The 22,715-nt window shown below is 31.1% G+C and carries 20 protein-coding genes; 17 read left to right on the top strand and 3 right to left on the bottom strand.

Annotation, left to right across the window (positions count from 1 at the left end):
- The first annotated feature begins 364 nt into the window (after positions 1–364).
- From DMR38_RS15260 to DMR38_RS15245, 4 genes are all read left to right on the top strand, one after another.
- Positions 365–1,435: an HD-GYP domain-containing protein gene (locus DMR38_RS15260; RefSeq protein ID WP_127722104.1), complete on the top strand. Its 1,071-nt coding sequence runs from the start codon at positions 365–367 to the stop codon at positions 1,433–1,435.
- A 16-nt stretch (positions 1,436–1,451) separates the two neighbouring features.
- Positions 1,452–4,301: a response regulator gene (locus DMR38_RS15255; RefSeq protein WP_127722103.1), complete on the top strand. Its 2,850-nt coding sequence runs from the start codon at positions 1,452–1,454 to the stop codon at positions 4,299–4,301.
- Positions 4,302–4,342: 41 nt separating this feature from the next.
- Positions 4,343–4,705 (top strand): response regulator, encoded by a 363-nt coding sequence (locus DMR38_RS15250; RefSeq protein WP_065077886.1) that lies wholly within the window; start codon positions 4,343–4,345, stop codon positions 4,703–4,705.
- Positions 4,706–4,883: 178 nt separating this feature from the next.
- Positions 4,884–5,804: a GH25 family lysozyme gene (locus DMR38_RS15245; protein ID WP_175413028.1), complete on the top strand. Its 921-nt coding sequence runs from the start codon at positions 4,884–4,886 to the stop codon at positions 5,802–5,804.
- Positions 5,805–5,874: 70 nt separating this feature from the next.
- On the opposite strand, the gene DMR38_RS15240 is transcribed toward DMR38_RS15245, so the two are convergent.
- Positions 5,875–6,534, bottom strand: coding sequence for a PAS domain-containing protein (locus DMR38_RS15240; protein WP_243124313.1), 660 nt, complete (start codon positions 6,532–6,534; stop codon positions 5,875–5,877).
- Between the two features lie 596 nt (positions 6,535–7,130).
- Here DMR38_RS15240 and DMR38_RS15235 point away from each other — a divergent pair.
- Genes DMR38_RS15235 through ade form a run of 6 tightly spaced genes read left to right on the top strand, consistent with a single transcriptional unit; the run spans position 7,131 to position 14,139 of the window.
- Complete coding sequence (locus DMR38_RS15235; protein ID WP_127722101.1) at positions 7,131–8,258, top strand: BMP family ABC transporter substrate-binding protein; 1,128 nt, start codon at positions 7,131–7,133, stop codon at positions 8,256–8,258.
- Positions 8,259–8,275: 17 nt separating this feature from the next.
- Entirely contained in the window at positions 8,276–9,814 is a 1,539-nt protein-coding gene (locus DMR38_RS15230; RefSeq protein ID WP_175413027.1) for an ABC transporter ATP-binding protein, read from the top strand.
- Positions 9,795–10,889 (top strand): ABC transporter permease, encoded by a 1,095-nt coding sequence (locus DMR38_RS15225; RefSeq protein WP_127722100.1) that lies wholly within the window; start codon positions 9,795–9,797, stop codon positions 10,887–10,889. Before DMR38_RS15230 ends, DMR38_RS15225 begins: the two co-directional genes overlap by 20 nt.
- A 3-nt stretch (positions 10,890–10,892) precedes the next feature.
- A complete protein-coding gene (locus tag DMR38_RS15220; protein WP_127722099.1) occupies positions 10,893–11,822 on the top strand; it encodes an ABC transporter permease in 930 nt (309 codons plus the stop codon).
- 59 nt (positions 11,823–11,881) lie between these two features.
- Positions 11,882–12,373 (top strand): nucleoside deaminase, encoded by a 492-nt coding sequence (locus tag DMR38_RS15215; protein ID WP_127722098.1) that lies wholly within the window; start codon positions 11,882–11,884, stop codon positions 12,371–12,373.
- Entirely contained in the window at positions 12,370–14,139 is a 1,770-nt protein-coding gene (ade, locus tag DMR38_RS15210; protein ID WP_127722097.1) for an adenine deaminase, read from the top strand. Before DMR38_RS15215 ends, ade begins: the two co-directional genes overlap by 4 nt.
- An 83-nt stretch (positions 14,140–14,222) precedes the next feature.
- Here ade and DMR38_RS22565 read toward each other — a convergent pair whose 3' ends face one another.
- Positions 14,223–14,822 carry a cell wall-binding repeat-containing protein gene (locus tag DMR38_RS22565; protein ID WP_279230817.1) on the bottom strand — a complete coding sequence of 200 codons (600 nt, stop codon included), beginning with the start codon at positions 14,820–14,822 and terminating at the stop codon, positions 14,223–14,225.
- A 281-nt stretch (positions 14,823–15,103) separates the two neighbouring features.
- Here DMR38_RS22565 and DMR38_RS15200 point away from each other — a divergent pair, with 281 nt between their 5' ends.
- From DMR38_RS15200 to DMR38_RS15190, 3 genes are all read left to right on the top strand, one after another.
- On the top strand, positions 15,104–15,619 hold the full coding sequence (locus DMR38_RS15200; protein WP_127722095.1) for a sigma-70 family RNA polymerase sigma factor: 516 nt from the start codon (positions 15,104–15,106) through the stop codon (positions 15,617–15,619).
- On the top strand, positions 15,609–16,505 hold the full coding sequence (locus DMR38_RS15195; RefSeq protein ID WP_175413026.1) for a DUF4367 domain-containing protein: 897 nt from the start codon (positions 15,609–15,611) through the stop codon (positions 16,503–16,505). The genes DMR38_RS15200 and DMR38_RS15195 overlap by 11 nt, the downstream gene beginning before the upstream one ends.
- Positions 16,506–16,577: 72 nt before the next feature.
- Complete coding sequence (locus DMR38_RS15190) at positions 16,578–17,699, top strand: protease complex subunit PrcB family protein (protein ID WP_127722093.1); 1,122 nt, start codon at positions 16,578–16,580, stop codon at positions 17,697–17,699.
- Positions 17,700–17,869: 170 nt separating this feature from the next.
- On the opposite strand, the gene DMR38_RS15185 is transcribed toward DMR38_RS15190, so the two are convergent.
- The gene (locus DMR38_RS15185) at positions 17,870–18,421 is read right to left on the bottom strand and encodes a PadR family transcriptional regulator (RefSeq protein ID WP_127722092.1); all 552 of its coding nucleotides are present in this window, start codon (positions 18,419–18,421) and stop codon (positions 17,870–17,872) included.
- Between the two features lie 213 nt (positions 18,422–18,634).
- On the opposite strand from DMR38_RS15185, the gene DMR38_RS15180 reads away from it, so the two are divergent.
- The 4 genes from DMR38_RS15180 (at position 18,635) to DMR38_RS15160 (ending at position 22,648) form a co-directional block, all read left to right on the top strand.
- Positions 18,635–20,629, top strand: coding sequence for an FAD-dependent oxidoreductase (locus DMR38_RS15180; RefSeq protein ID WP_127722091.1), 1,995 nt, complete (start codon positions 18,635–18,637; stop codon positions 20,627–20,629).
- 134 nt (positions 20,630–20,763) lie between these two features.
- Positions 20,764–21,633: an alpha/beta hydrolase gene (locus DMR38_RS15175; protein ID WP_127722090.1), complete on the top strand. Its 870-nt coding sequence runs from the start codon at positions 20,764–20,766 to the stop codon at positions 21,631–21,633.
- 273 nt (positions 21,634–21,906) lie between these two features.
- Complete coding sequence (locus DMR38_RS15165; protein ID WP_127722089.1) at positions 21,907–22,131, top strand: PF20097 family protein; 225 nt, start codon at positions 21,907–21,909, stop codon at positions 22,129–22,131.
- Positions 22,132–22,471: 340 nt separating this feature from the next.
- Positions 22,472–22,648 carry an H-type small acid-soluble spore protein gene (locus DMR38_RS15160; protein WP_127722088.1) on the top strand — a complete coding sequence of 59 codons (177 nt, stop codon included), beginning with the start codon at positions 22,472–22,474 and terminating at the stop codon, positions 22,646–22,648.
- The last annotated feature ends 67 nt before the right edge of the window (positions 22,649–22,715 follow it).

The following is a 22,715-nucleotide window of genomic DNA, read 5'->3' as shown; positions in this document are numbered from 1 at the left end:
GTATGGAAATGCACATTAAATATTGAAGCTTTAACCAATTGTCAATAGTAGCCATATAACTTATTGAATATTTTTCATAATAATTAAATTATACATACTATGAATGGTATAATCTTATATAAGATTATTTCAATATTTAAAATAGGTAGTATGAGTTTGTTAAATATTGCAAGTGGAATAATGGATTCTAATATGTAGTAAAAAGCTTTGGAATGTGCTAAGATATTTAAATAATAATCGTTGCAAATAGTGATTGTTTTTTGATTTAATAGGTAAAAATGTGCTGTATTTTTATTGTAGAAGTATTTAAAAAAATGACTTTTAATTGCTCAGCAAAAATTAATTATTTCATTTGGAGGTAGAGATGAGAGTTATTAGTGTCTCCAGCCTGAAGGGGGATGAAATCCTTGGAAGGCAAATTTATGATGAATTCGGTAGAGTTTTACTTAACGTTGGAGTAAAATTAAAACCTTATTATATTAAGAGAATTAAAGAAATTGGAATTAATTGTGTATATATTGATGACGATATATCGAAAAATGTGATTATTGAGGAAAGTGTTTCTCAAAAGACAAGGCAAATGAGTAAACATGCTGTTAGGCAAATGATTGGAACATACTGTCGAGAAGGAAAGACTGATAATAGCAGTATTATGAATTCAGTAGACGCAGTAATTGAAGATGTGGTATCGAATAAAGAGGTTTTGATAAATGTTGCAGAAATAAGTGCAAGTGATAACAATATATATTCCCATTCGGTAAATGTTTGTGTATTAGCTACAATAATAGGAACTCATATGGGATATGGTGTAATGAAGCTTAAAGATATAGCTACAGGTGCTTTGCTTCATGATATAGGTAAGATAAAAATTATGAATGATAGGAAACTTTTAGATAATTTTAAGACTAAGGAAGAATTAGATAAATACATTACATTAATGCATCCAAAGGTAGGTTATGATTTTTTAGGATCACAGTATATTTGGAATGCATCCGTAAAGGTAGTTGCATTAATGCATCATGAAAGAAGTGATGGCAGCGGATACCCTTTAAAATTACAAGGCGATGAAATAAACAAAATTGCAAAGATGGTGTCCATATGTGACGTATTTGATAATATGATATCAGGTAGAAATGGTTTCAAAAGTAAAAGTGTCAATGAGGTTATTGAATATCTTGTTGGTATGAGTAATACTTATTTTGATGCAGAAATGGTAAGAAAGTTCACTATGAATATAGCCGCTTTCCCAACAGGAAGTGGAGTTATTTTAAGTTCAAATGAAAAGGGCTTAGTGGTAAAGCAAAACAAATCAATGCCAATGAGACCTGTGGTAAAAGTTATATATGATAAAGCTGGAAATTTACTTTTAGAACCTTATGAAATTGATTTATTGAAAGAATTAACTCTTTTTATTACGAAAACTTGTGAGCTTTAAAATTAGGGGGGATTTTATGAAAGGTGAAGGCAATTACCCAAATGTTAATTATTCCAATGGTTTCTTGAAATTAATTCATAATACTTTTCAGAAATTTTTAGATGTAAATAGTAATAATTATCAGATTGAGTTAAAAAAATCATTGGAGGAAATAGGCTTATTTTTTGATTTGGATAGAATTTTTATCTATTACTTTTCTAAAGATCCTACTTTTATGCAAATAGAGTGCCAATGGAATAAGAAAGGTATAAAACCAAAAAGAGAGATCGAGGAGGAAGAGGTAGTTTATGCTTTCCCATGGCTGATTCGCCAGATTAAGAATAAGGATTTTGTTGTAGTGAATGATGTAGAAGAATTTCCTGATGAAGCAGTATTTGAAAAAGAGGCTTTTTTAAAGGAAGAAATCAAAACTTCTCTTATAGTTTCATTAAAAAGTGAAAATAAGTTAATTGGATTCATAGGTTATGAAAGTTTGTCAAAGCCTGTGACATGGAAAGAGGAGCAAATTAGAATATTAATAGACATTTCAAAGGCTTTTTCAAATACTAGGGCAAGAATTGTAAAGGAAAAAACATATAAAAAAGCTCTTAGAGGGCAGGCAATTTTACTTAATAATTCTGAATCGCAAATATGGGCATTAAGTAACGTTACTTCTTATGCAGCTGTAAATGAAGCCCATGCAAGGTTTTTTGGAAAGAATAAAAGTGATTTAGAATATCAGGATTTATACGATATATTTGATATAGATACTGCAAATAAACTTTCTGCAAGTAACTGGGAGTTATTTCAAAAGAGTGAGTCGGCAGAAAAAGAGATCGAGATTAGAAACTTCAAAGGTGAAAATAGACTGCTTCAAATTAAAAGTAAGCCCCAGAAGGATAAGACAGGTAATATCAAGTATCTTATTTGCACTGCTGAGGATATCACAGAGCAGAGATTAGCAGAAAGAGAGTTATACAAGGCAAAAGAACAAGCAGAAGCAGCAAATATTGCAAAGAGTCAGTTTCTTGCAAATATGTCTCATGAAATAAGAACTCCAATGAACGGAATATTTGGATTCCTCGATTTGCTTCAATCAACTAATTTGTCTTTAGAACAAAAAGACTTTATACGTGAAGCAAAATCTGCTTCAAAGGTATTATTGTATATTATTAATGATATACTGGATTTTTCAAAGATTGAAGCTAAAAAGCTAACCATGGAAAAGATTAGATTTAATTTAAGAAATACTATTGAAGATGCGGTTTCACTACTTGTTCCTAAGGCAGTAGAAAAAGGACTTGAACTTTATACCATGATTAGCGAAAGTGTTCCTGAAGAGGTTGTTGGTGATCCATCAAGGCTTAGACAGATATTAAATAATCTTATAAGTAATGCAGTAAAATTTACTAACAAGGGTGAAATTTCTGTTACAGTTGATTGTTTAAAGGAAGAAAATGAAACAGCTGTACTTAACTTTGAAGTAAAAGATACTGGAATCGGAATTCGTAAGGATCATATTAATAAGATATTTAAATCTTTTAGTCAAGCAGATACTTCTACAACTAGAAATTATGGAGGAACGGGGCTGGGGCTTGCCATATCTAGTGAATTGGTGAAAATGATGGGCGGTGAAATTCACGTTGAAAGTATATTTGGAAAAGGGTCTATATTTAAGTTTGATGTGAGATTGAAGATTGTAAAAAGAGCATCAGGGCAGAAATTTGCATTTGAAAAGCTTGATGGTATGAATATTTTAATTGCTAATGATGATGTAAATAACAGGAAAATCATTAATTCATATCTTAAAGAAACTGGTCTTAAAGTATTTGAAGCTGAAGACGGAAGTAGTGCCATTACCACAATTCTTTCAAATGCAAATACAAAAAACAAAATAAACATTGCTATCATAGACTGTCAAATGAATGATATGAGTGGTTATGAACTGGCCAATACGTTAAAAACAATACCTTTTTCAAAGGATATTAAATTAATACTTCTAACTAATATAACTCAAAAGGGAGATGCTGAGGCTGCGAAAGAATATGGTTTTTCATCATATTTGAGTAAACCTGTCAGAAGAGATGACTTACTTGCTTGTATTGCTATGGTATTGGGCCTTAAAAAAGAAGATGGAGAAGGACATCAGGTTATAACGAAGCATGTAGTTAAAGAAGTTCAAAATGCATTAGAACCAAGAATTTTATTGGTTGAAGATAATAAAATGAATCGTAAAATTGTTATAACTATGCTTAAATCACATGATATGATTTGTGATGTGGCGGTGAATGGTAGTGAAGCATTAAAAGCAGTGCTGCAAAAAGATTATGATGTTGTTTTTATGGACTGCCAGATGCCGGTAATGGATGGGTATGAGTGTACATCTAAGATAAGGATGTTAGAAGGAGACAAAAAGCATACTACAATTGTAGCAATGACTGCTAATGCTATGGATGGTGACTCAGAAAAGTGCATTAAAACTGGCATGGACGATTATATTAGTAAGCCTATTAATTTTGATAAGATGTTTAAGATGATAGAAGCCAATACTAAAACGAGAGAGTGTGTAGATGATTATAGTAAAATAATAGACGATAATATTGACTGCTTTATTAAAACTACAGGACTTGGAAAAGATGATGCAAAAGAAATACTTGAAGAATATATAAGATGTTTACCTGATTTATTATCAGATATTAGCAAGGCTATTGATGGTAATGATTTTGATAAATTGGCTTGGTTAGCTCACGAGTTAAAGGGTTCTTCTGGAACTCTAGGAATACTTTCTATTCATGAATTAGCAATAAAATTAGAGCAGGCAGCTTTAAAACATGAAATAGATGAATGTGCTAGATTTTTTGCTAAAATAAAAGATTTGCTTCACTAAAGAGGGTCTTTAAAAATTAGGGATATAAAGGAGTTTTTAATATGAAAAAGGTATTAATAGTTGATAATTCATCGTATATGAGGATGTTCGTAAAAAAGATTATTGAAAAGGGAGGTTTCCAAAGTATATTTGGTGCATCAAATAAACAGGAAGCAGTAGAGCTATTCAAGCTTGAAAAACCAGACATTGTGCTTTTAGATTTGAATATGTCTGAGGTTAGGATGGATGGTGTTGAAGTTTTAACTGATATAATGAAAATTGACCCTAACGCAGTTGTACTTATTATGTCAGCAGTAGGTCATGAAGAAGTGAAAGATGAATGTATAAAACTAGGAGCTAGTGGCTATATTAGGAAGCCTTTTCATACTGAAACTTTATTGAAGACATTAGAAGAATATAAATAAACTTAATGAATACATAGTGACCGTATTGGAGAAATGATGTGTTTTAAGGGTATAGAATTCTTTTTATTTTTAACAAATTAAAAGCTTCATGAATACATTAAAATGGAGGCATTGGCATAACAAGTTAATAGACTCCTTTTGTCCTAAGTATTTAAAAATACAATAGGAGGAATGATTTATGAAGATAATGAATGGAATAGACGTATATGAAGGAGATAATATTTCAGACTGGAATGTTATTAAAAATACAGATGGTATTTCTGTAGTAATTCAAAAAGCAACACAAGGTCTATATCGTGTAGATAGTTTATTAAATTATAGATATCCAAGAATTAAACAGGCAGGACTTAAATTGGGATTTTATCATTACGCAAATGGCAATGCTCCAACAGCAGAAGCAAAGCACTTTTTAGAAACTATCTCAGGATTGGAAAGTGACACTGTTCTGTGGCTTGATATAGAGGGAGAGGAAAATTGGAGCAGGAGCAATGCTATTAATTTTGCAAATGCGTTTATCAAATATGTACAGTCACAAGGTCGCAAGATAGGAGTATATTCTGGATATGCATTTTATAAAGATTATTTGTCAGGTAATATTCCAGATGTTCCACTTTGGATTGCAAGTTATGGAAGTCAGCCTTCCTTATATCCAGATAATGCTTCATGGCAGTATTCAGAAACCGGAAAATTAAACGGAGCTGTGGGATATGTGGACTTAAATTATTTTATAGAAGATATATTTACTGGAAATGTATCACCTGTTAAGCCTAATACTCTTGTGCAGCAGATAAAAGCGCTTCAGTATAATCTGAATTTGGATTATAATGCAAAATTAGCTGTAGATGGTATTGCAGGACCTGCCACGACTGCGGCACTAAAGGGAATACAAAATATCATTGTTAAAGGTCATAAATCTCATGTAGTGTTGTGGATACAGCAGAAACTTGAGCAATATGGCTATTTAAAGAAAAATTCTTATACTCCTATGGTTTATGATGAAGCCACTTTCCAGGCTGTAACTAATCTTCAGAAGAATTGGAGAAAAGCTACGGATGGTATTTTAGGTTCAGACACATGGGGTATATTTTTGAATAACTAAATTAAGGAAGCTGTGAAAATAGGTGCACCTCAAATGTTTTATACGTATCTAACATTTGGGGTGCACTTTATTACATGTATTTGTTTAAGTATCTGTATATAGTAGGCTCGGAAACCAAAAGAGCCTTAGCTACTTTAACTACAGCACCTTTCAAATTAAAAGCTCCTTTATCGTATAAATATTTTACTACACAAATCTTTTCATTAGCAGACATGCGTTCTGGAAGAATATTTATTTCAGATATAGCCTCATTGATCATGGTACATAAGAGATCGTCCACATTATCATAAAATTGCTCTTGTGTTTTTATGTTTTCACTTTCGCTCACGTCGGTATTTGATACAAAACTTAATCTATCCATTAAATCCTTGACTTTATTATAAGGTTCAATATCTATATTTACACAAAGTAATCCTATTATCTTGTTATCATTATTTTTAATAAAATAGCTTGAAGATTTGAAAGTTTTAAAATTACCTTCTGCTTTGTAGTTAGTTGCGTAATTTTTATTAGTATAAGTTTTATTCTGAATTATATTAAGAACTAAGTTAGTAAGGGGACTACCTATATTTCTTCCTGTTAAATGACCGTTTTTTATAAAAATTATAGAATTGTTAGGAGTAGTTATATCTTGGATTACTACCTCGCAGTTATCTCCTAGAATTTCAGAAATAAATTTAGCTACAGGTATGTACTTTTTTAATAATTCTCTGTTATTCAAATTTCTCACCCCAATTATTATTTAACTTATAACAATAAAGATAATAAATAAAAATAACAATATACCACTTAACGATAAAATTATTAAAATATATAAAAATACTTATTTAGATTATAACATTAAACTCACATATTAAAATACATATTTTTAAAATTTTCTATAAATATAATGCCTATAATGAAATATACAAGCATATAAAAATGCTTTTTTTAGAAAATAATATATTATATTCAATTAAATTAATGAAAAAGTATGCAGCTTAATTATAAAAATCGTAAAAATACATATGCTATAGCATTATTTTTAGCATAAAAATAAAAAAATATTAATAAATTTGTAATTTTACTATTGTATTATTTAAAATATGCAACTATAATACTTAATATAATAATATATTATTACTATTATAAAATATTATCACGATAAAAATGATAAATAAGCAAAAACACTTTGCATAAAATAACGAAAATATAAAAATACTTTTTAAAATGCTAACTACTATATTTTATTTCTAGATATATTTAAAAAGCAAATGAATAATAAACTATAAAATTATTCACTTGCCTTCTAATAATATTATTCTAAATAATAAGGGGGAACTAATAATGAAGAAGAAAAAAATACTTATCTTTTTACTTGTACTTGTTGTTATTACAGGATTATTTGCAGGATGTTCGTCATCTGACACAAGCTCTACTGGAGTAAGTACTACTTCTGGAGGAAAGAAAATAGATAAAGACAAAATAAAAGTTGGTTTTATTTATGATGGCAGTTTAGGTGATGGTGGCTGGGTTGATGCCCACAACGATGGAAGACTGGCACTTGATAAGATGGGAATCAAGACTATATATAAAGAAAATGTTCCAGAATCCCAGAAAGTTGAACCTGTTATAGAAGATATGATTAGTCAGGGATGTAATGTAATTGTAGCAGCTAGCTTTGGATATATGGATTATGTTTATAAGGAAGCACAAAAACATAAGGATGTTATATTCCTACATAATGCAGGATATAAAACAGCAGATAATATGGGCGCATATTTTGCTAAATACTATCAATCAACGTATTTAACTGGTATATTGGCTGGCATGAAAACTAAGACAAACAAAATAGGTGTAGTAGGATCTATGCCGATACCAGAATTATATAGGCAAATTAATGCTTTTGCATTAGGAGTACAGTCTGTTAACAAAAATGCTGTAGTAAATGTAAAGTGGACTCATACTTGGTATGATCCTGCAAAAGAAAAAGAAGCAGGTAAGGCACTTGTTGATCAGGGAAATGATGTTATAAGTGAAGAACAAAATACTACATCTGCTTTAGATCCTGCTGAAGAAAAGGGACTTGCAGGTATAGGATTTGATAGAGACAAGAAGAATGAAGATCCTAAAATGTACATGACAGCACCTGTTTATCATTGGGATGTGTATTATAAACAGCAAATTAATGATTTAATAGCTGGAAAGTGGAAATCTGAGAAATGGTTAAAGGGTATTGAATCAGGAGTTAATGATCTTGCACCAATTAGAGCAGAAAGTGCACCAGCAGGTGGAAAAGAAGCTGTAGAAAAAGCTAAAGCTGATATAATTTCAGGTAAATTGAAGATATTTGCTGGACCAATTAAGGATCAAAAAGGTGAATTAAAAGTTAAAGAAGGTCAGGTTTTAGATGACAATTATCTTGAAAAAATAGATTGGTTTGTACAAGGCATAAATGGTGCAAATGAAAAATAGGAAGGAAGTGTATCCTTTTGAATGAAGAATATTATTTAACTATGAAAAATATAACTAAAAAATTTGGTGACGTAGTTGCTAATAACAATGTTAATTTTAATGTTAAAGGTGGAGAAATTCATGCACTGTTAGGTGAAAATGGTGCAGGCAAAAGTACACTTATGAACATGCTGTCAGGAATATATATTCCTGATGGCGGTTCAATTTTTATACATGGCAGGGAAATTAGGTTTAAATCACCTACTGATGCTATAAAATCTGGTATAGGTATGATATATCAACATTTCAAACTTATAGAATCCATGACTGCAATACAAAATATTATTTTGGGAAAGAAAAAAAAGTTATTTTTAAATTATGATAAAGAGGTAAAAAAAGTTCAACAAATAAAAGACAAATATGGCTTTGATGTAGATTTAAACAAATACGTTTATGATATGTCTGTAGGAGAAAGAGAAAATCTTGAAATATTAAAGGTGCTGTATAGGGGAGCTGATATTCTTATTTTAGATGAACCCACAGCAGTATTTACCCCTCAAGAAACCAAGAAATTATTTAACTTAATGAAAAGAATGAAAAAAGAAGGATGTTCTATTATATTTATAACTCATAAATTAGATGAGGTTATGCAAGTAGCGGACACAATTACTATACTTAGAAAAGGTGAATCTGTAGAAACTGTTACAAAAGATAGTACTACACCTAAGGAATTAGTAGATAAGATGATAGGTTATCATGTAGATTTAGCTATAGAAAAATCAAATACGACTATTGGCAAATCCATATTAAAAGTTTCAGATTTAAACTTAATAAATGATTTGAACATTCCTATACTTAAAAATATAAATTTTGAGATACATGAAGGAGAAGTAGTTGGAGTCGCAGGAATTTCAGGATGTGGTCAGAAGGAACTTTGTGAAGCCATAGCTGGAATTACTAAAATATCTAGTGGAAAAATAGAATTTCAGGGAAAAGACATAACTGATAAAGATGCTTCAAAACTTTCAAAAGAAAATTTAGGAATAAGTTTTATACCGGAGGACAGGCTTGGTATGGGACTTGTAGGATCTATGGATATGGTCGATAATGTGTTTTTAAAATATTATAAAAAACAAAAAGGATTGCTACTCAAAAAAGATGATGTTGAAAAGAAAGCTGAAAAAATTAAAGAGGATTTAGAAGTAAAGACCCCAAGTATACATTATCCAATTAAAAATCTTTCTGGAGGAAATATACAAAAAATACTTTTGGGAAGAGAATTAGGATTAAATCCTAAGTTGATTTTAATGGGTTATCCAGTAAGGGGCCTTGATATAAACACTTGTTATACCATTTATAATTTAGTAAATGAAGAAAAGAAAAAAGGTACAGGTATATTATTTGTTGGAGAAGACCTGGATATACTTTTAAGTATTTGTGACAGAATTATAGTTATGTATTCAGGGGAGATAACAGGAAACTTTGAAAGCAAAAATGTTACAAAGGAAGCAATAGGATATAAAATGCTTGGCAATAAGCGTAAGGGTGATGAGATTTATGAAAATGAAGTTTGTTAAAAGAGAGAATATAAGTAAAAATAAAGAAGTGTCTATTAGAATAATTGCCATATTATTAGCTTTTGTTGTAATGGGAATTCTTTTTGCAGCACTTAAGTGCAATCCTATATCAGTTTATATTTCAATGTTTAAAGGTGCCTTTGGAGGTTCTAATCCAATTAAGCAGACTATAAATTCAGCTATACCACTTGCAATCACTGCCCTTGGAATCGCAATAGGTCTTAAATTAAAATATTATAATATAGGCGGTGAGGGTCAGATAATAATGGGAGCTTTTGGAGCTGCACTTGTTGCATTTCATTTTCCTAATATGCCATCTCCTATCCTCATCATTTTAATGTTTGCAAGTGGAGTACTATTTAGTGGAATATGGGGATTTATACCAGGCTTTTTTAAAGTGAAATGGAGGGCCAATGAAACTATAACTACCCTTATGATGAATTATATTGCATTAAAATTTGTAACTTATCTTCAATATGGTCCATGGAAAGATCCTAGTTCTTTGGGATTCCCTAAAATGCCTAATTTCTCTTCTAACGCAGTACTTCCAAGTGTCTTTGGCGTTCATATTGGATGGATAATAGCTATATTACTTGCTATTTTTGTATATATATTCTTAAATCACACTAAAACTGGTTATGAAATTTCTGTAATTGGTGAAAGCGAAAATACCGCTAAATATGCAGGAATAGGTATAAAGAAAACTACTTTAATTGCTATAGTACTTAGTGCTGTATTTTGTGGAATAACAGGAGTAATACAGTCTTCTGCTATAGAACAAACACTTTCTACTGAAATAACAGGTGGGGTTGGATATACTGGAATAATAATAGCTTGGATATCAAATTTAAACCCTGTTGTAAGTATTTTGGTATCAATTCTATTTGCAGGTCTTTTGCAAGGCGGATCGTTTATCCAAACAGCATTTGGTATACCAAATTCAGTAGCATCAATACTTCAGTCAGTAATTTTATTTTTTGTACTTGGAAGCGAATTCTTTATTAGGTTTAGACTGTCAAAGGGCGATGTAAATGAAAATTATAACGAAAATAAAAAAGTTGTAAATGAGGTGTAAATAATGAATGGAGTAATTAGCTTTTTAGCAGCAGCAGTAGTTGCAGGAACTCCCCTTCTTTTTGCAACACTAGGAGAAATTTTAACTGAAAAAGCTGGAAATTTAAATCTTGGCGTTGAAGGATTAATGCTTATGGGTGCGGTTATGGGATTTAGTATAGGATATAATACTGGAAATCCAATTATGGCTATTTTGGCAGCTATGGCAGCAGGAGCCTTTGGCGTTCTCATATATACGATTTTAACGGTTAACTTAAAAGCTAATCAGACAGTTTCAGGACTAGCTATATCTATATTTGGAACTGGATTTTCTAATTTTATAGGTAAAAGTATAGTTGGCAAGAATATACCAGGAGGTGTTAAAAGTTTTTTTGAACCTGTAAGTATACCAATACTTTCCCACATACCTTTTATTGGACCGATTTTTTTCCATCAGGATATTTTAGTTTATATTGGATATGCAGCTGCAATTATTATGGGAATTTATTTTTACAGAACTTATAAGGGATTAAATCTTAAAGCAGTAGGAGAGAATCCGGCAGCAGCAGATGCTGCTAGTATAAATGTAAATCTTTATAAATATATTCATATACTTATTGGTGGTGCACTTTGTGGACTTGGTGGTGCTTATTTATCACTGGCATATGTTCCTAGCTGGCAGGATAATGTTACAGCAGGTAGAGGTTGGATTGCAGTAGCACTGGTTGTATTTGCATCATGGAATCCTTATAAAGCTATTTTTGCATCTTATCTTTTTGGTGGACTTGATATCATTAGTTTTAGAATGAAAAATATGTTTATTTCTCAATATTTTATTGATATGCTCCCATATCTAGTAACTATTATAATACTGGTACTTGTATATATGAGAAAATCAAATAAAAATGCTCCACCTAAAGCATTAGGTAATGCCTATTTTAGAGAGGAACGTTAGAAAAAAAGTTTCAATAAATTTGCTTAAAGATTTTATGAAGAAAGTAGAGGAAAAGTGTAATGAGTAAAAAAGATCACTTATATTATTTAAGAAGGGCAAATGAAATTGCTAAAAATTCAAGAGAACATGGAAATACTCCATTTGGAGCACTGCTTGTAGATAAGGATGGTAATATACTTTTAGAACAGGAAAATATAGAGATAAGTACAGGAGATTGTACGGGACATGCTGAGGCTTCCCTTATGAGGAGGGCATCTCAAAAATATTCTAAAGAATTTTTAGCAGAGTGTACACTATATACTACTTTTGAACCATGTGTCATGTGTTCTGGTGCCATTTACTGGGGCAATGTAAGAACAGTTGTATATGGACTTACTGAAAAAGAACTTTTAAATCAAACGGGAAATGACAAGCAAAATCCAACTTTTGACCTTTCCTGTAGGGAAGTGTTTAAGAAAGGACAGAAAGACATTACAGTAATAGGACCTTTTAATGAATTAAAAGATGAAATATTAAAAACTCATGAGGGGTACTGGGGGAAAAGTAATTGAGAAGCTATTTGGAAATAAAAAAACTTATAGAATGTGGACTAGGTGAAGTATATTGTGATTTAAAACTTTCAAATGTTAATCTCGTAAATGTCTATTCTGAAGAAGTATATGGTACAAACATCTATATAAAAGATGGTAGAGTTGTGTGTATTGATCCTGATGTTAATCTGAAAACTGAAAAATCTATAGATTGCAGTGGAAAGTATGCTATTCCAGGATTCATTGATTCCCATTTGCATATTGAAACTACATTGCTTTCTCCTGAAGCACTTTCAGATGTAATAGTACCTAAAGGTACTACAACTCTCTGTGCAGATCTTATGGAAATTGCAAATGTATGTGGTATAGGTGGAATAAAAGCTCTGCTTAATTCCATAGAGAAACTACCTTATAGAACTTATATTGAAATACCATCAAGAGTACCTACGGCTCCGGGACTTGAAACTACAGGAGGGGTAGTGGAATTAGAAGAAGTTATAGAGGCGCTTAGTTGGGATGAGACGTTGAGCTTAGGGGAACTTGACCCTTCAAAAATACTGTGTAAAAAAGAAAAATATTTAAAGAAAATTGAGGCTTCGCTTAGTAGAAGAAAAATAATTAATGGGCATGCTATTGGAATAACAGGAAAGAATCTTAATGTGTATGCTGCTTCTGGTATGAGTGATGATCATGAATGTGTATCTTTTGAAGAACTTCTTGAGAGAATAAGACTTGGTATGGACATATTTATAAGAGAAGGAAGTTCTGAGAGAAATGTAGAAAAGCTTATAAAGGGAATTGTAGATAAGAAACTTTCTTTTGAACACCTTATGTTTTGTACAGATGATAAACATGCCAGTGATATAAAAAATGAAGGACACATCAATTATAATGTGAACAAGGCCATTTCTCTAGGGGTTTCTCCTATAAATGCAATTCAGATGGCAACTATAAATGCAGCAAAGCATTTTAGAGTAGAAGATGAAATAGGAAGTATTACTCCAGGAAGAAAAGCAGACATTCTGGTAGTAGAAAGCTTAGAAAATATAGAACCATCCATGGTATTTTTTGAGGGTAAACTTGTAGCTGAGCAGGGAAATTTAATTTCAAATAAAGTAAGTGCACAATATCCCATCTGGATAAAAAATACTGTAAAATTTAAAACCCCAATAATACCAGAATCTTTTAAGATAAACTCCAAATGTAATGATACAGCTTGTGTAAATGTCATAGAACTTATTAAAGATCAGATAATAAACAAGTGGATAAAAGCAAAACTTCCGGTAAAGGAAGGACTAATTCAAAATGATGTAGGAGAGGACATTTTAAAACTTGCAGTAGTTGAAAGATACGGAAAAACAGGTGGAGTCGGAATTGGATTTGTAAAAGGATTTAATATTAAAGATGGCGCACTGGCTTCTTCTGTATCTCATGATCACCACAATATAGTTTGTGTTGGAACTGATGATTATAATATGTCTACAGCAGTTAATGAAATTAAGGATATACAGGGAGGTTTTGTATTAGTAAAGCAGGGCAAAGTCATTGGAAAGATGATTTTACCTATTGGTGGGCTTATGAGTGACCATGATGCAGATTCTGTTATAGAGAAAATTACTAGTTTAAACAATCTTACACATGAGATAGGCTGTACTCTAGCTGCACCCTTTATGACATTGTCATTTATTTCCCTGCCTACTGTTCCGGAACTAGGGCTTACGGACATTGGACTCATTGATGTACTTAAGCATGAAATAATTTCTATGGAAAGTAAGAATGATAAATAAGAAGGATAGGAGTAGATAGTCAAAATACTGAAGCTAAGCTTCAGTATTTTGACTATCTACTAATAGAAATTTATTTAATATGATTAGTTTTGATGAATATATACTGGAGTTACTATTAACTCTATAGAATCATATATAGAATCTGGAATAACGCCAGTTCCCCCGATTATTTGTGCATGAGTATTTTTGAAAACTGTATATCTAATATAGTATATAGCATTATCTGTTGCAGGTGAGTTATCTTTGTCAACTAATACTAATGGGGCACTATATTTTCCAGCTAATGTGGAAGCAACTAATGCGTCTGCGTAAAGGTTATCCGGTATGACTGCACTTGCATTTGCTACATAAAGTTTATCATTTTTAAAGTCACTCTTGAATGTTTTTAACACAGCTAAGTTAGTATTAAACCTGTTTGATCCACCGTTTACTCTAACAGCATCTGAGCCAAAAGCACTCTTTATTGTATCGCTTATAACGTTTGAAGTTCCAACAATTGTAACCTTAGAATTGTTATCTTTTGCAAAGTTAATTACTGATTGAACTGAATCCTGGTCATTATTTGCTAATAACAGAATTTGTCCCTTTGCTGCTGCTACTGGTGCTACGGAAAGTGCATCGGCATATCCTTCACCTGATACTAAAACGACATTGTCTGAAGTTGTCCAATTTTTTGTACATATTCTAAGTCCCCTTATTTATTATACATTTGTTATATTGTGGTAATACAAGCATATAGTAACATATTGTAAGGTTTGAAACAATAAAAATGACTACTAATACAGTACAATATTACTGATATATATGGTCATTTTTTAATTTTGAAATTTATGGAGCCAATTTAAAACTTTATACGTCATATAATGTGAAAGGGAATTTTGATGGTAAAATTAAGTATATTTAATTCTAATTTTTAAAGATTGTATAGCAGGAGGAAATGTCTTGAAAGAGATGTTATTGATATATGGATGAGAAAATAGAAGAGTTAATGGACAGCTATGGAAATGACGTACTTAGAATGGCCTATCTATATTTAAAGGACAAGTATTTGGCTGAAGATGTTTTTCAAGAGGTTTTTATAAAAGTGTATAAAAATTTTAGTAAGCTCAAAAAAAGCAGCAGCGAAAAAAACTGGATTATGACTATTACAATAAATACTTGCAGGGATTTATTAAGAATTTCCTGGTTCAAGAAAGTTATTCTGTCAAAGGATGTGTATGATAATTCCTTTGTAGATATCTGTGAAAATGTAGATGACAAAGTCATAAATAAAATTCAACATGAAGAATTATTAAAACAGGTCATGGATATGCCTCGCAAATATAAGGAAATTATAATTCTTTACTATTATGAAGAATTATCTACAAGGGACATAAGTAAGGTACTGAAGATACCAGAAGGTACTGTGCGCAGTAGACTTTTTAGAGCAAGGTCAGTATTGAAATCCAATATAGATGGGAAGATTGAATATGAAAGATAATATGAAAAATTTTAGGGATGAATCAAATGAAATTCTAAAAAATATTTGTGTTACAGATGAATTAAAAAGAAAGACACTAGCAAGATGTAGTAACATAAGATCATTGCAATTAAAACCGGTTTTAATTGTATCAGCTGTTTTTGCCATTCTAATTTTTACGTTTAAATTGTACAATTTTTCTCATAAAACTGATATTGCACGCAGTTATGTAAAACCAGCTCAAAAATATGTAGATAAATCAATAAATAATGATCATAAAGGAACTAAAGATAATGAAACGTTAAAGGAAATATCAAAGGCTGATAAAATAGAGAATTCAATAGTACAGGATAAATCAAATGAAAAAAATTCTCCCCAAAATGTAAATTCAAATAAGGATACAACAATTCAAAATAAAAATGTTTTACCACAAAATACAGATAATTACGATGCTGAATCTCCTGGTACTAGTCAAAAAAATGAAAAAGATGATGATAAAAATCATAGTGAAAATTTAAGTGCAGTAAGACCTGGTGGAGTAGCTTCTCCAGCAGAATCCTTAAGTATGAAAGACGCTGAAAAATATTTTGAAAGTAAGGTGCTGCTTCCATCATATGTTCCTGAAGGATTTGAACTTTCAAATATATCTATTCCCTGTGAAGGAGTTAAAAGCATAAGCATAAAGTATAGTTTAAATTCCCAATATTTTACAATACAGGAAAGTAAGAACTTGTTAGGATTAAAAGGTGATAAAACCTTATATATTGGTGCTGGTAAGGCTTATGTAAATTACTTTAAAGATGAACAAGCAACAAGTGTATCATGGATAATGAATAATGTGGAATACTCTTTATATGGAAATATACAAGAAAATTCCCTAATTGACATAGCAAATTCAATTAAATGAATTATGAAGCGAAACCTAGAATCTATACGTCTAATAATTGAAAAAGATATTTAAAAGAGGAGGAAATTATATATGTTTAAAAAGTTATTTATACCTATGTGTTTTGTACTAACTGTAGGAGCTGTATATATGCCAGCTTCAGTAAAAGCTCAAGGAACATCTAAGATGCAATCTTCAGTATCTAATATCAGTAAGAATAAACTTATTATTAAGAATGGACCTAATATAATGTGCAATAAAATTGACTTTGAGACTATATCCTGTGATAATGCACCAAAAGCTTTAACTAATGGTATAGATTCCTGTAAATCCAGTGAAGGATTTTTGTACTATTTGGATAGCAGCACAAATTATCTATATGTAGCTGTAATGAGAGGACAAAAGCCTACAGGAGGTTACGATATTAAAGTAGATTCTGTAGAAGATGTAGAAGGAAGAGGAAATATAATTGTAAAGGAAACAGATCCGGACAAAGGGGCCATATTACCTCAAATTGTAACTTATCCCTATACTATAATAAAGGTTAAATTACCTGATTTTAGTATAAGCTTAAAAAATTCTTCAGGTAAGGTATATGATTATTTAGGTGCAGGAGAAAGCAATATAATAGGTGCTTCCTGGGTAATTGGTAATTTAGAAAATATATATACTGATAAAGATTATATATTTATAAAGGTTAAATATGAAAATGGGGATACCGAGCTTTTCTATGTAAAAAATAATGATGAAGGGAAAAATCAAATAAAGAATTTAAAAGTAAATAGTACTGTAAGTGTAAGATATGCACTTGGAACTCCAGAAAAGTACAATGGTGAAGCTGCATTTCCTTTAATAGATGTAAAAATGCCTGTAGATAAGAGTATGTTTACAGATAAAGGATGGGAGGATTTAAATTCAAAGGACTATTTGAATATTCTGCGGGATAAACAATGGACGATAAAGTTTAAAGATCAGCTTAATGAGCAGAATGTAAATGACTCAAATATATATGTAGTAGATAGTTCTGGAAATATAATTCCAACAGCATTGTCACTACAAGATGATAAGAAATCTGTAAAAGTTATTCCCTATAAACCTTATAAACTGGGACAAAAATATTACTTATTTATATCAAGCAAATTAAATGATAATACATCTTCTTTAAAAGGATATAGGATGGGTTTTCAAATATCAGATAGCATACGTATAAAATAAAATAACAAAGTCCAAATAATAAAGAACAGATAAAGATGATTTTCATCGTACCTCAGGAAATCTATAATTTTAATATTTTCTGACGTTAGGAAGAAAATTATCCTTATTTGATATTTGGACTTTAAACTTTGTTCTTTAAAAAAATGAAGGTTGATTTGTGTTTAGAAACTCTATAATCCTTCTGTAATTTTTTTTATACAGTCACAAAGCCAATCTACATAAGCATTTTCTCTCATAATGGCTCCTCGTAAAACGATATAGTCACCAAAACCAGAAGAAGGCACTTTAGATATATCCTTTACCTTTAAAAGCTCCTCCATGGAATTTTTAAGATAATTTAATCTTTTAGTATGTTTATCTAATTGACTTTTAAATTGTTTTAATAAAGTGTCAGTGTCCATTTCATCACAAAAATAAGCTTTAAGTCTAAAGACGTCTTTGGGAGTTGGCTCCAAAGGTTCATCTTTTGCAAGCCATTTTTGTAAAGATTCTTTTCCTTTTTCAGTTATAGAATATAATTTTTTTTCTAATTTTTCTCCTTGTATTACCGTTTCATATGAAATAAGACCTTCATCCGTCAATTTCTTTAATTCAGGGTATATTTGACTATGCTTAGCATACCAGAATTCTACTAATGCATCATTAAATTCTTTAGTTATATCATATCCAGTTGATGGTTTTCTATTAATAAGTCCTAAGATTGCGTATTTTAAAGTCCTCATATCTGTTAGCACCTCGTTCTTTCCATATAATCATTTTATCATGCATGAATATAAAGTAAAGTAAAACGTGAAAAATCAAACATGTAAATATTGACATGATTTGTAGTAATATATATAATATAGGTAAAGATAAATATGTAATCGTATTTATTGATAATTTCAACAGGAGCCAGCATTTTAATACTTATATTATTTAAATTTAGGAGTGGTTTTATGAATAAGTATAAAAAATTATTTGAACCAGTTAAAATTGGAAAGTGTGAAATAAAAAATCGTTTTGCACTAGCACCTATGGGTCCACTAGGACTAGCTGACAGTGAAGGAGGATTCAACCAAAGGGGAATTGATTACTACACTGAAAGAGCAAAAGGTGGCACTGGCTTAATTATTACAGGAGTTACTTTTGTAGATAATGAAGTTGAAGAACATGGTATGCCAAATTGTCCTTGCCCTACACATAATCCTGTTCAATTTGTAAGAACTGCAAGGGAAATGACGGAGAGAATACATGCATACAATGCAAAAGTATTTTTACAAATGTCAGCTGGATTTGGCAGAGTAACTATACCTACTAATCTTGGTGAATTTCCACCTGTTGCACCATCACCAATTCAACATAGATGGCTTGACAAAATTTGCCGTGAGCTTACAGTGGATGAAATTAAATCCATAGTGAAGAAATTTGGAGATGGAGCTTACAATGCAAAGAGAGCTGGTTTTGATGGAATTGAAATTCACGCTGTTCATGAAGGATATCTTATAGATCAATTTGCTATTTCGTTATTTAATCACAGAACAGATGAATATGGAGGAAGTTTGGAAAACAGACTTCGTTTTGCACGTGAAATAGTTGAAGAAATTAAAAATAGATGTGGAGAAGATTTCCCAGTAGTTCTCAGGTATTCACCAAAGAGTTTTATCAAAGATTTGAGGGATGGAGCACTTCCAGGAGAAGAATTTGTTGAAAAAGGAAGAGATTTAGATGAAGGAATTGAAGCCGCTAAATTACTTGTATCTTATGGATATGATTCATTAGATACTGATGTTGGATCATATGATTCATGGTGGTGGAGTCATCCGCCAATGTACCAAAAGAAGGGACTATATAGACCATATGCTAAATTAATGAAAGAAACTGTAGATGTTCCTATTATATGTGCAGGAAGAATGGATGATCCGGATATGGCACTTGAAGCCATTGAAAATGGCACTTGTGATATGATAAGTCTTGGAAGACCGTTACTTGCAGACCCTGATTATGTAAATAAGTTGAGGGCAAATAAATGTCAATCAATTAGACCTTGTATATCCTGTCAAGAAGGTTGTATGGGACGAATTCAACACTATTCAATGATAAATTGTGCAGTAAATCCACAAGCATGTAAGGAAAAAGACAATGCACTTCTTCCTATATTAAAGAAGAAAAAAGTTTTAATAGTTGGTGGTGGAGTAGCAGGATGTGAAGCTGCAAGAGTTTTAGCGCTTAGAGGCCATGAACCAGTAGTTTATGAAAAGAATTCTAGACTAGGTGGTAACCTTATTCCAGGTGGGGCACCAGATTTTAAGAAAGATGATATTGCCCTAGCTGATTGGTATGCAAATACATTAAAAGAATTAAATGTAGAAGTAAATTTAAATAGTGAAATTACTAAAGAACAAATTTTAAAAGCTAATTTTGATAGTGTAATAATTGCGACAGGGTCTACACCAAAAATATTCTCACTTGGAGACGATGATAAAGTATTTACAGCAGCAGATGTACTTACAGAAAAGAAAGATTGTGGAGGCACTACAGTTGTAGTTGGTGGTGGACTAGTTGGATGTGAAACTGCACTTTATCTTACTAAAAAAGGCAAAAAAGTAACTATAGTAGAAGCATTAAATAAAATACTTGCATTAAATGGACCGCTGTGTTCTGCAAACAGTGAAATGCTTGAAAGACTTATTCCCTTTAATGGTATTGATGTGAAAACAAGTTCTAAAGTTAAATCATATAAGGATGAAATTCTTGAAGTAGAAACGGAAAAGGGAACAGAAAAAATAAAATGCGATTCAATAATACTTTCTGTTGGATATAAAGAGGAAAATTCATTATATAAGGAATTAGAATTTGAAATTCCAGAAATTTATCTTTTAGGAGATGCACGAAAGGTTTCTAATATTATGTATGCCATTTGGGATGCATATGAAGTTGCCAATCACATATAGGGTTTGTAAATGAAAAATCAACTTATATTCTGGACATTGTTGTAAAAATGGGCCTGTATATAAGTTGATTTTTAAGTTAGGACCACCATAGGTGTAAAGTTAAAATAATATATAGCTCTAGGAGAGTGATAATTATGATTGGTGATGAAAGAGTTCTTGAAATTGTAAAAAGTATGAGGCTTCAAAAAGAAGCAAAAATAGAAAAGTTTAGTATTGTAGGCAAAGAGGTTTTTATTCCAACTAGAGAGGGGAAAACTCGCTGTCTAATTTATAGATCTAAAAATAAGAGATCAATGGTCCCGGTTTTTTTTGATGTCCATGGTGGTGGTTTTGTAATGGGATCGCCTGAAAATGACGATAAATTTTCTAACTTAGTTAGAAATGAATTAGATATAACTGTTATTTCAATTGATTACAGATTAGCTCCTGAGTATAAGTGCCCAACAGATAAAAATGATGTTTATGATGTTGTAAAGTATGTAAGCTTCCATAATGATGAGTTTGAAATTGATCCTAATAATATGGCAATTGGCGGACATAGTGCTGGTGGTAATATATCAACAGTAGTATGTATGATGGCAAAGAGAAAAAATGAATTTTCTTTTAAATGTCAGATTCTTGATTACCCACCGCTTGATTTAGCCACACCAGCCAGAAAAAAGTTCTATGTAGAAGGTGCAATACCACCTGAAAGAGCTGAAATATTTGATAAATGTTATAGAAGAGAAGAATACGCTAAAAATTCATATTGTTCACCAGTATTTGCAGCTGTTGACGAGCTTAAAGATCTACCACCAGCAATAGTTTTAACTTGTGAAATAGATTCTCTTAGAGATGAAGCAGAAGAATATGCTAAAAAACTTATAAAAGCAGGGGTCGAAACAACAGCAAAGAGATTTTATGGGGTATCCCATGGTTTTGCAATTTCTAAATTTGAATTGCCTCAAAGCAGTGAAGCACATAAAATGATGATTGATGGATTAAGAAAATATTTACTAAAATAAAAGTTTCAAATCTAGATTTAAGCAGCAATGTACATCTTTTGACTTATGTTGTATAATAAACAGAGTTCTTGGCATCAGATGGAGTTTTGACTCCACCTGATGCTTAGAAATCGTTATCCAGGGACGTAGCTGCTCTTTACTCCTACTTGGAGAAAAGCAGATATCCCAAATCTTTGATTTGGTGATAGTCGATTTCACAGAGTGCGTGGGAGCATTAGAGCAGGTAGTCATCGGATAAATTAAAAATTTGAATTGAAAATAGGAGGATGTACGATGGAGTGTCCTTATTGTAATGGGGAGATGGTTAAAGGCCATATATATGGGGATAACTATAGAATGAAATGGCTGCCTGAAGACAAGAAATTGTTTTTAGGAATATGGGCCAAAGGAGGTATTGAACTAGGAGAATCCGGTTGGATAGGAAGACCGAAAATTAAGGCATATATGTGTAAGACATGTAATAAAATTATCATTGATGTAGAACAAAATAAAGGATAATGAAAACCAGGGATTTAATTATCCCTGGAATAAGATGTTTAGGAAATTCGAGTTATACAAAGTAAGCTGTGTTGTGTAGTATAGGGGTTAAAAATAAAGAATTAAATGCTGGAGATTTATCATCTCCAGCATAAAGTAATACCAATATGTTAGAGAAAGAATATTATAGTTTGGGTGAAACTTAGATATTTAATAACTTTAACACATTAATATCCTTATGCTAATAGAATGTGCAGAACCTAAAATATTATGCTGGTAATTTGAGGATAAACATCCTTTTGTTTTAGAAGGTATAAAAAGTTTACTATATAAGAACCTATGTATATAGGAGGTGGTAAGCTTGGATAAGAAAAGAGTAAAAGAAATAATTGAGTCTAAAGGAGTTATAGAGGTAAAATATAAAGATAATCCCATATGGCTTGAAAGTATAAATACAGATGAAGATGGTAAAATACAAGTGAAAAATTTAAATACAAATAAACATTTTAATGTAGATATTGCAGATTTGAATGAATGAGTTTATTCTAAAATGTGCTAGGTAAAGCATAATAAAAATGAAGGAAGAATCTTAAGATTTCTCCTTC

This window comes from Clostridium sp. AWRP (genome assembly GCF_004006395.2).
In the GTDB taxonomy this organism is placed as follows: Bacteria; Bacillota; Clostridia; order Clostridiales; family Clostridiaceae; genus Clostridium_B.
This window is presented reverse-complemented; position numbering and strand designations above follow the sequence as displayed.

Coding starts and splice junctions, on each gene's coding strand:
- DMR38_RS15260 (WP_127722104.1), top strand. CDS start 365: ATGAGAGTTATTAGTGTCTCCAGCCTGAAGGGGGATGAAATCCTTGGA.
- DMR38_RS15255 (WP_127722103.1), top strand. CDS start 1,452: ATGAAAGGTGAAGGCAATTACCCAAATGTTAATTATTCCAATGGTTTC.
- DMR38_RS15250 (WP_065077886.1), top strand. CDS start 4,343: ATGAAAAAGGTATTAATAGTTGATAATTCATCGTATATGAGGATGTTC.
- DMR38_RS15245 (WP_175413028.1), top strand. CDS start 4,884: ATGAAGATAATGAATGGAATAGACGTATATGAAGGAGATAATATTTCA.
- DMR38_RS15235 (WP_127722101.1), top strand. CDS start 7,131: ATGAAGAAGAAAAAAATACTTATCTTTTTACTTGTACTTGTTGTTATT.
- DMR38_RS15225 (WP_127722100.1), top strand. CDS start 9,795: ATGAAAATGAAGTTTGTTAAAAGAGAGAATATAAGTAAAAATAAAGAA.
- DMR38_RS15220 (WP_127722099.1), top strand. CDS start 10,893: ATGAATGGAGTAATTAGCTTTTTAGCAGCAGCAGTAGTTGCAGGAACT.
- DMR38_RS15215 (WP_127722098.1), top strand. CDS start 11,882: ATGAGTAAAAAAGATCACTTATATTATTTAAGAAGGGCAAATGAAATT.
- DMR38_RS15200 (WP_127722095.1), top strand. CDS start 15,104: ATGGATGAGAAAATAGAAGAGTTAATGGACAGCTATGGAAATGACGTA.
- DMR38_RS15195 (WP_175413026.1), top strand. CDS start 15,609: ATGAAAGATAATATGAAAAATTTTAGGGATGAATCAAATGAAATTCTA.
- DMR38_RS15190 (WP_127722093.1), top strand. CDS start 16,578: ATGTTTAAAAAGTTATTTATACCTATGTGTTTTGTACTAACTGTAGGA.
- DMR38_RS15185 (WP_127722092.1), bottom strand. CDS start 18,421: ATGAGGACTTTAAAATACGCAATCTTAGGACTTATTAATAGAAAACCA.
- DMR38_RS15180 (WP_127722091.1), top strand. CDS start 18,635: ATGAATAAGTATAAAAAATTATTTGAACCAGTTAAAATTGGAAAGTGT.
- DMR38_RS15175 (WP_127722090.1), top strand. CDS start 20,764: ATGATTGGTGATGAAAGAGTTCTTGAAATTGTAAAAAGTATGAGGCTT.
- DMR38_RS15165 (WP_127722089.1), top strand. CDS start 21,907: ATGGAGTGTCCTTATTGTAATGGGGAGATGGTTAAAGGCCATATATAT.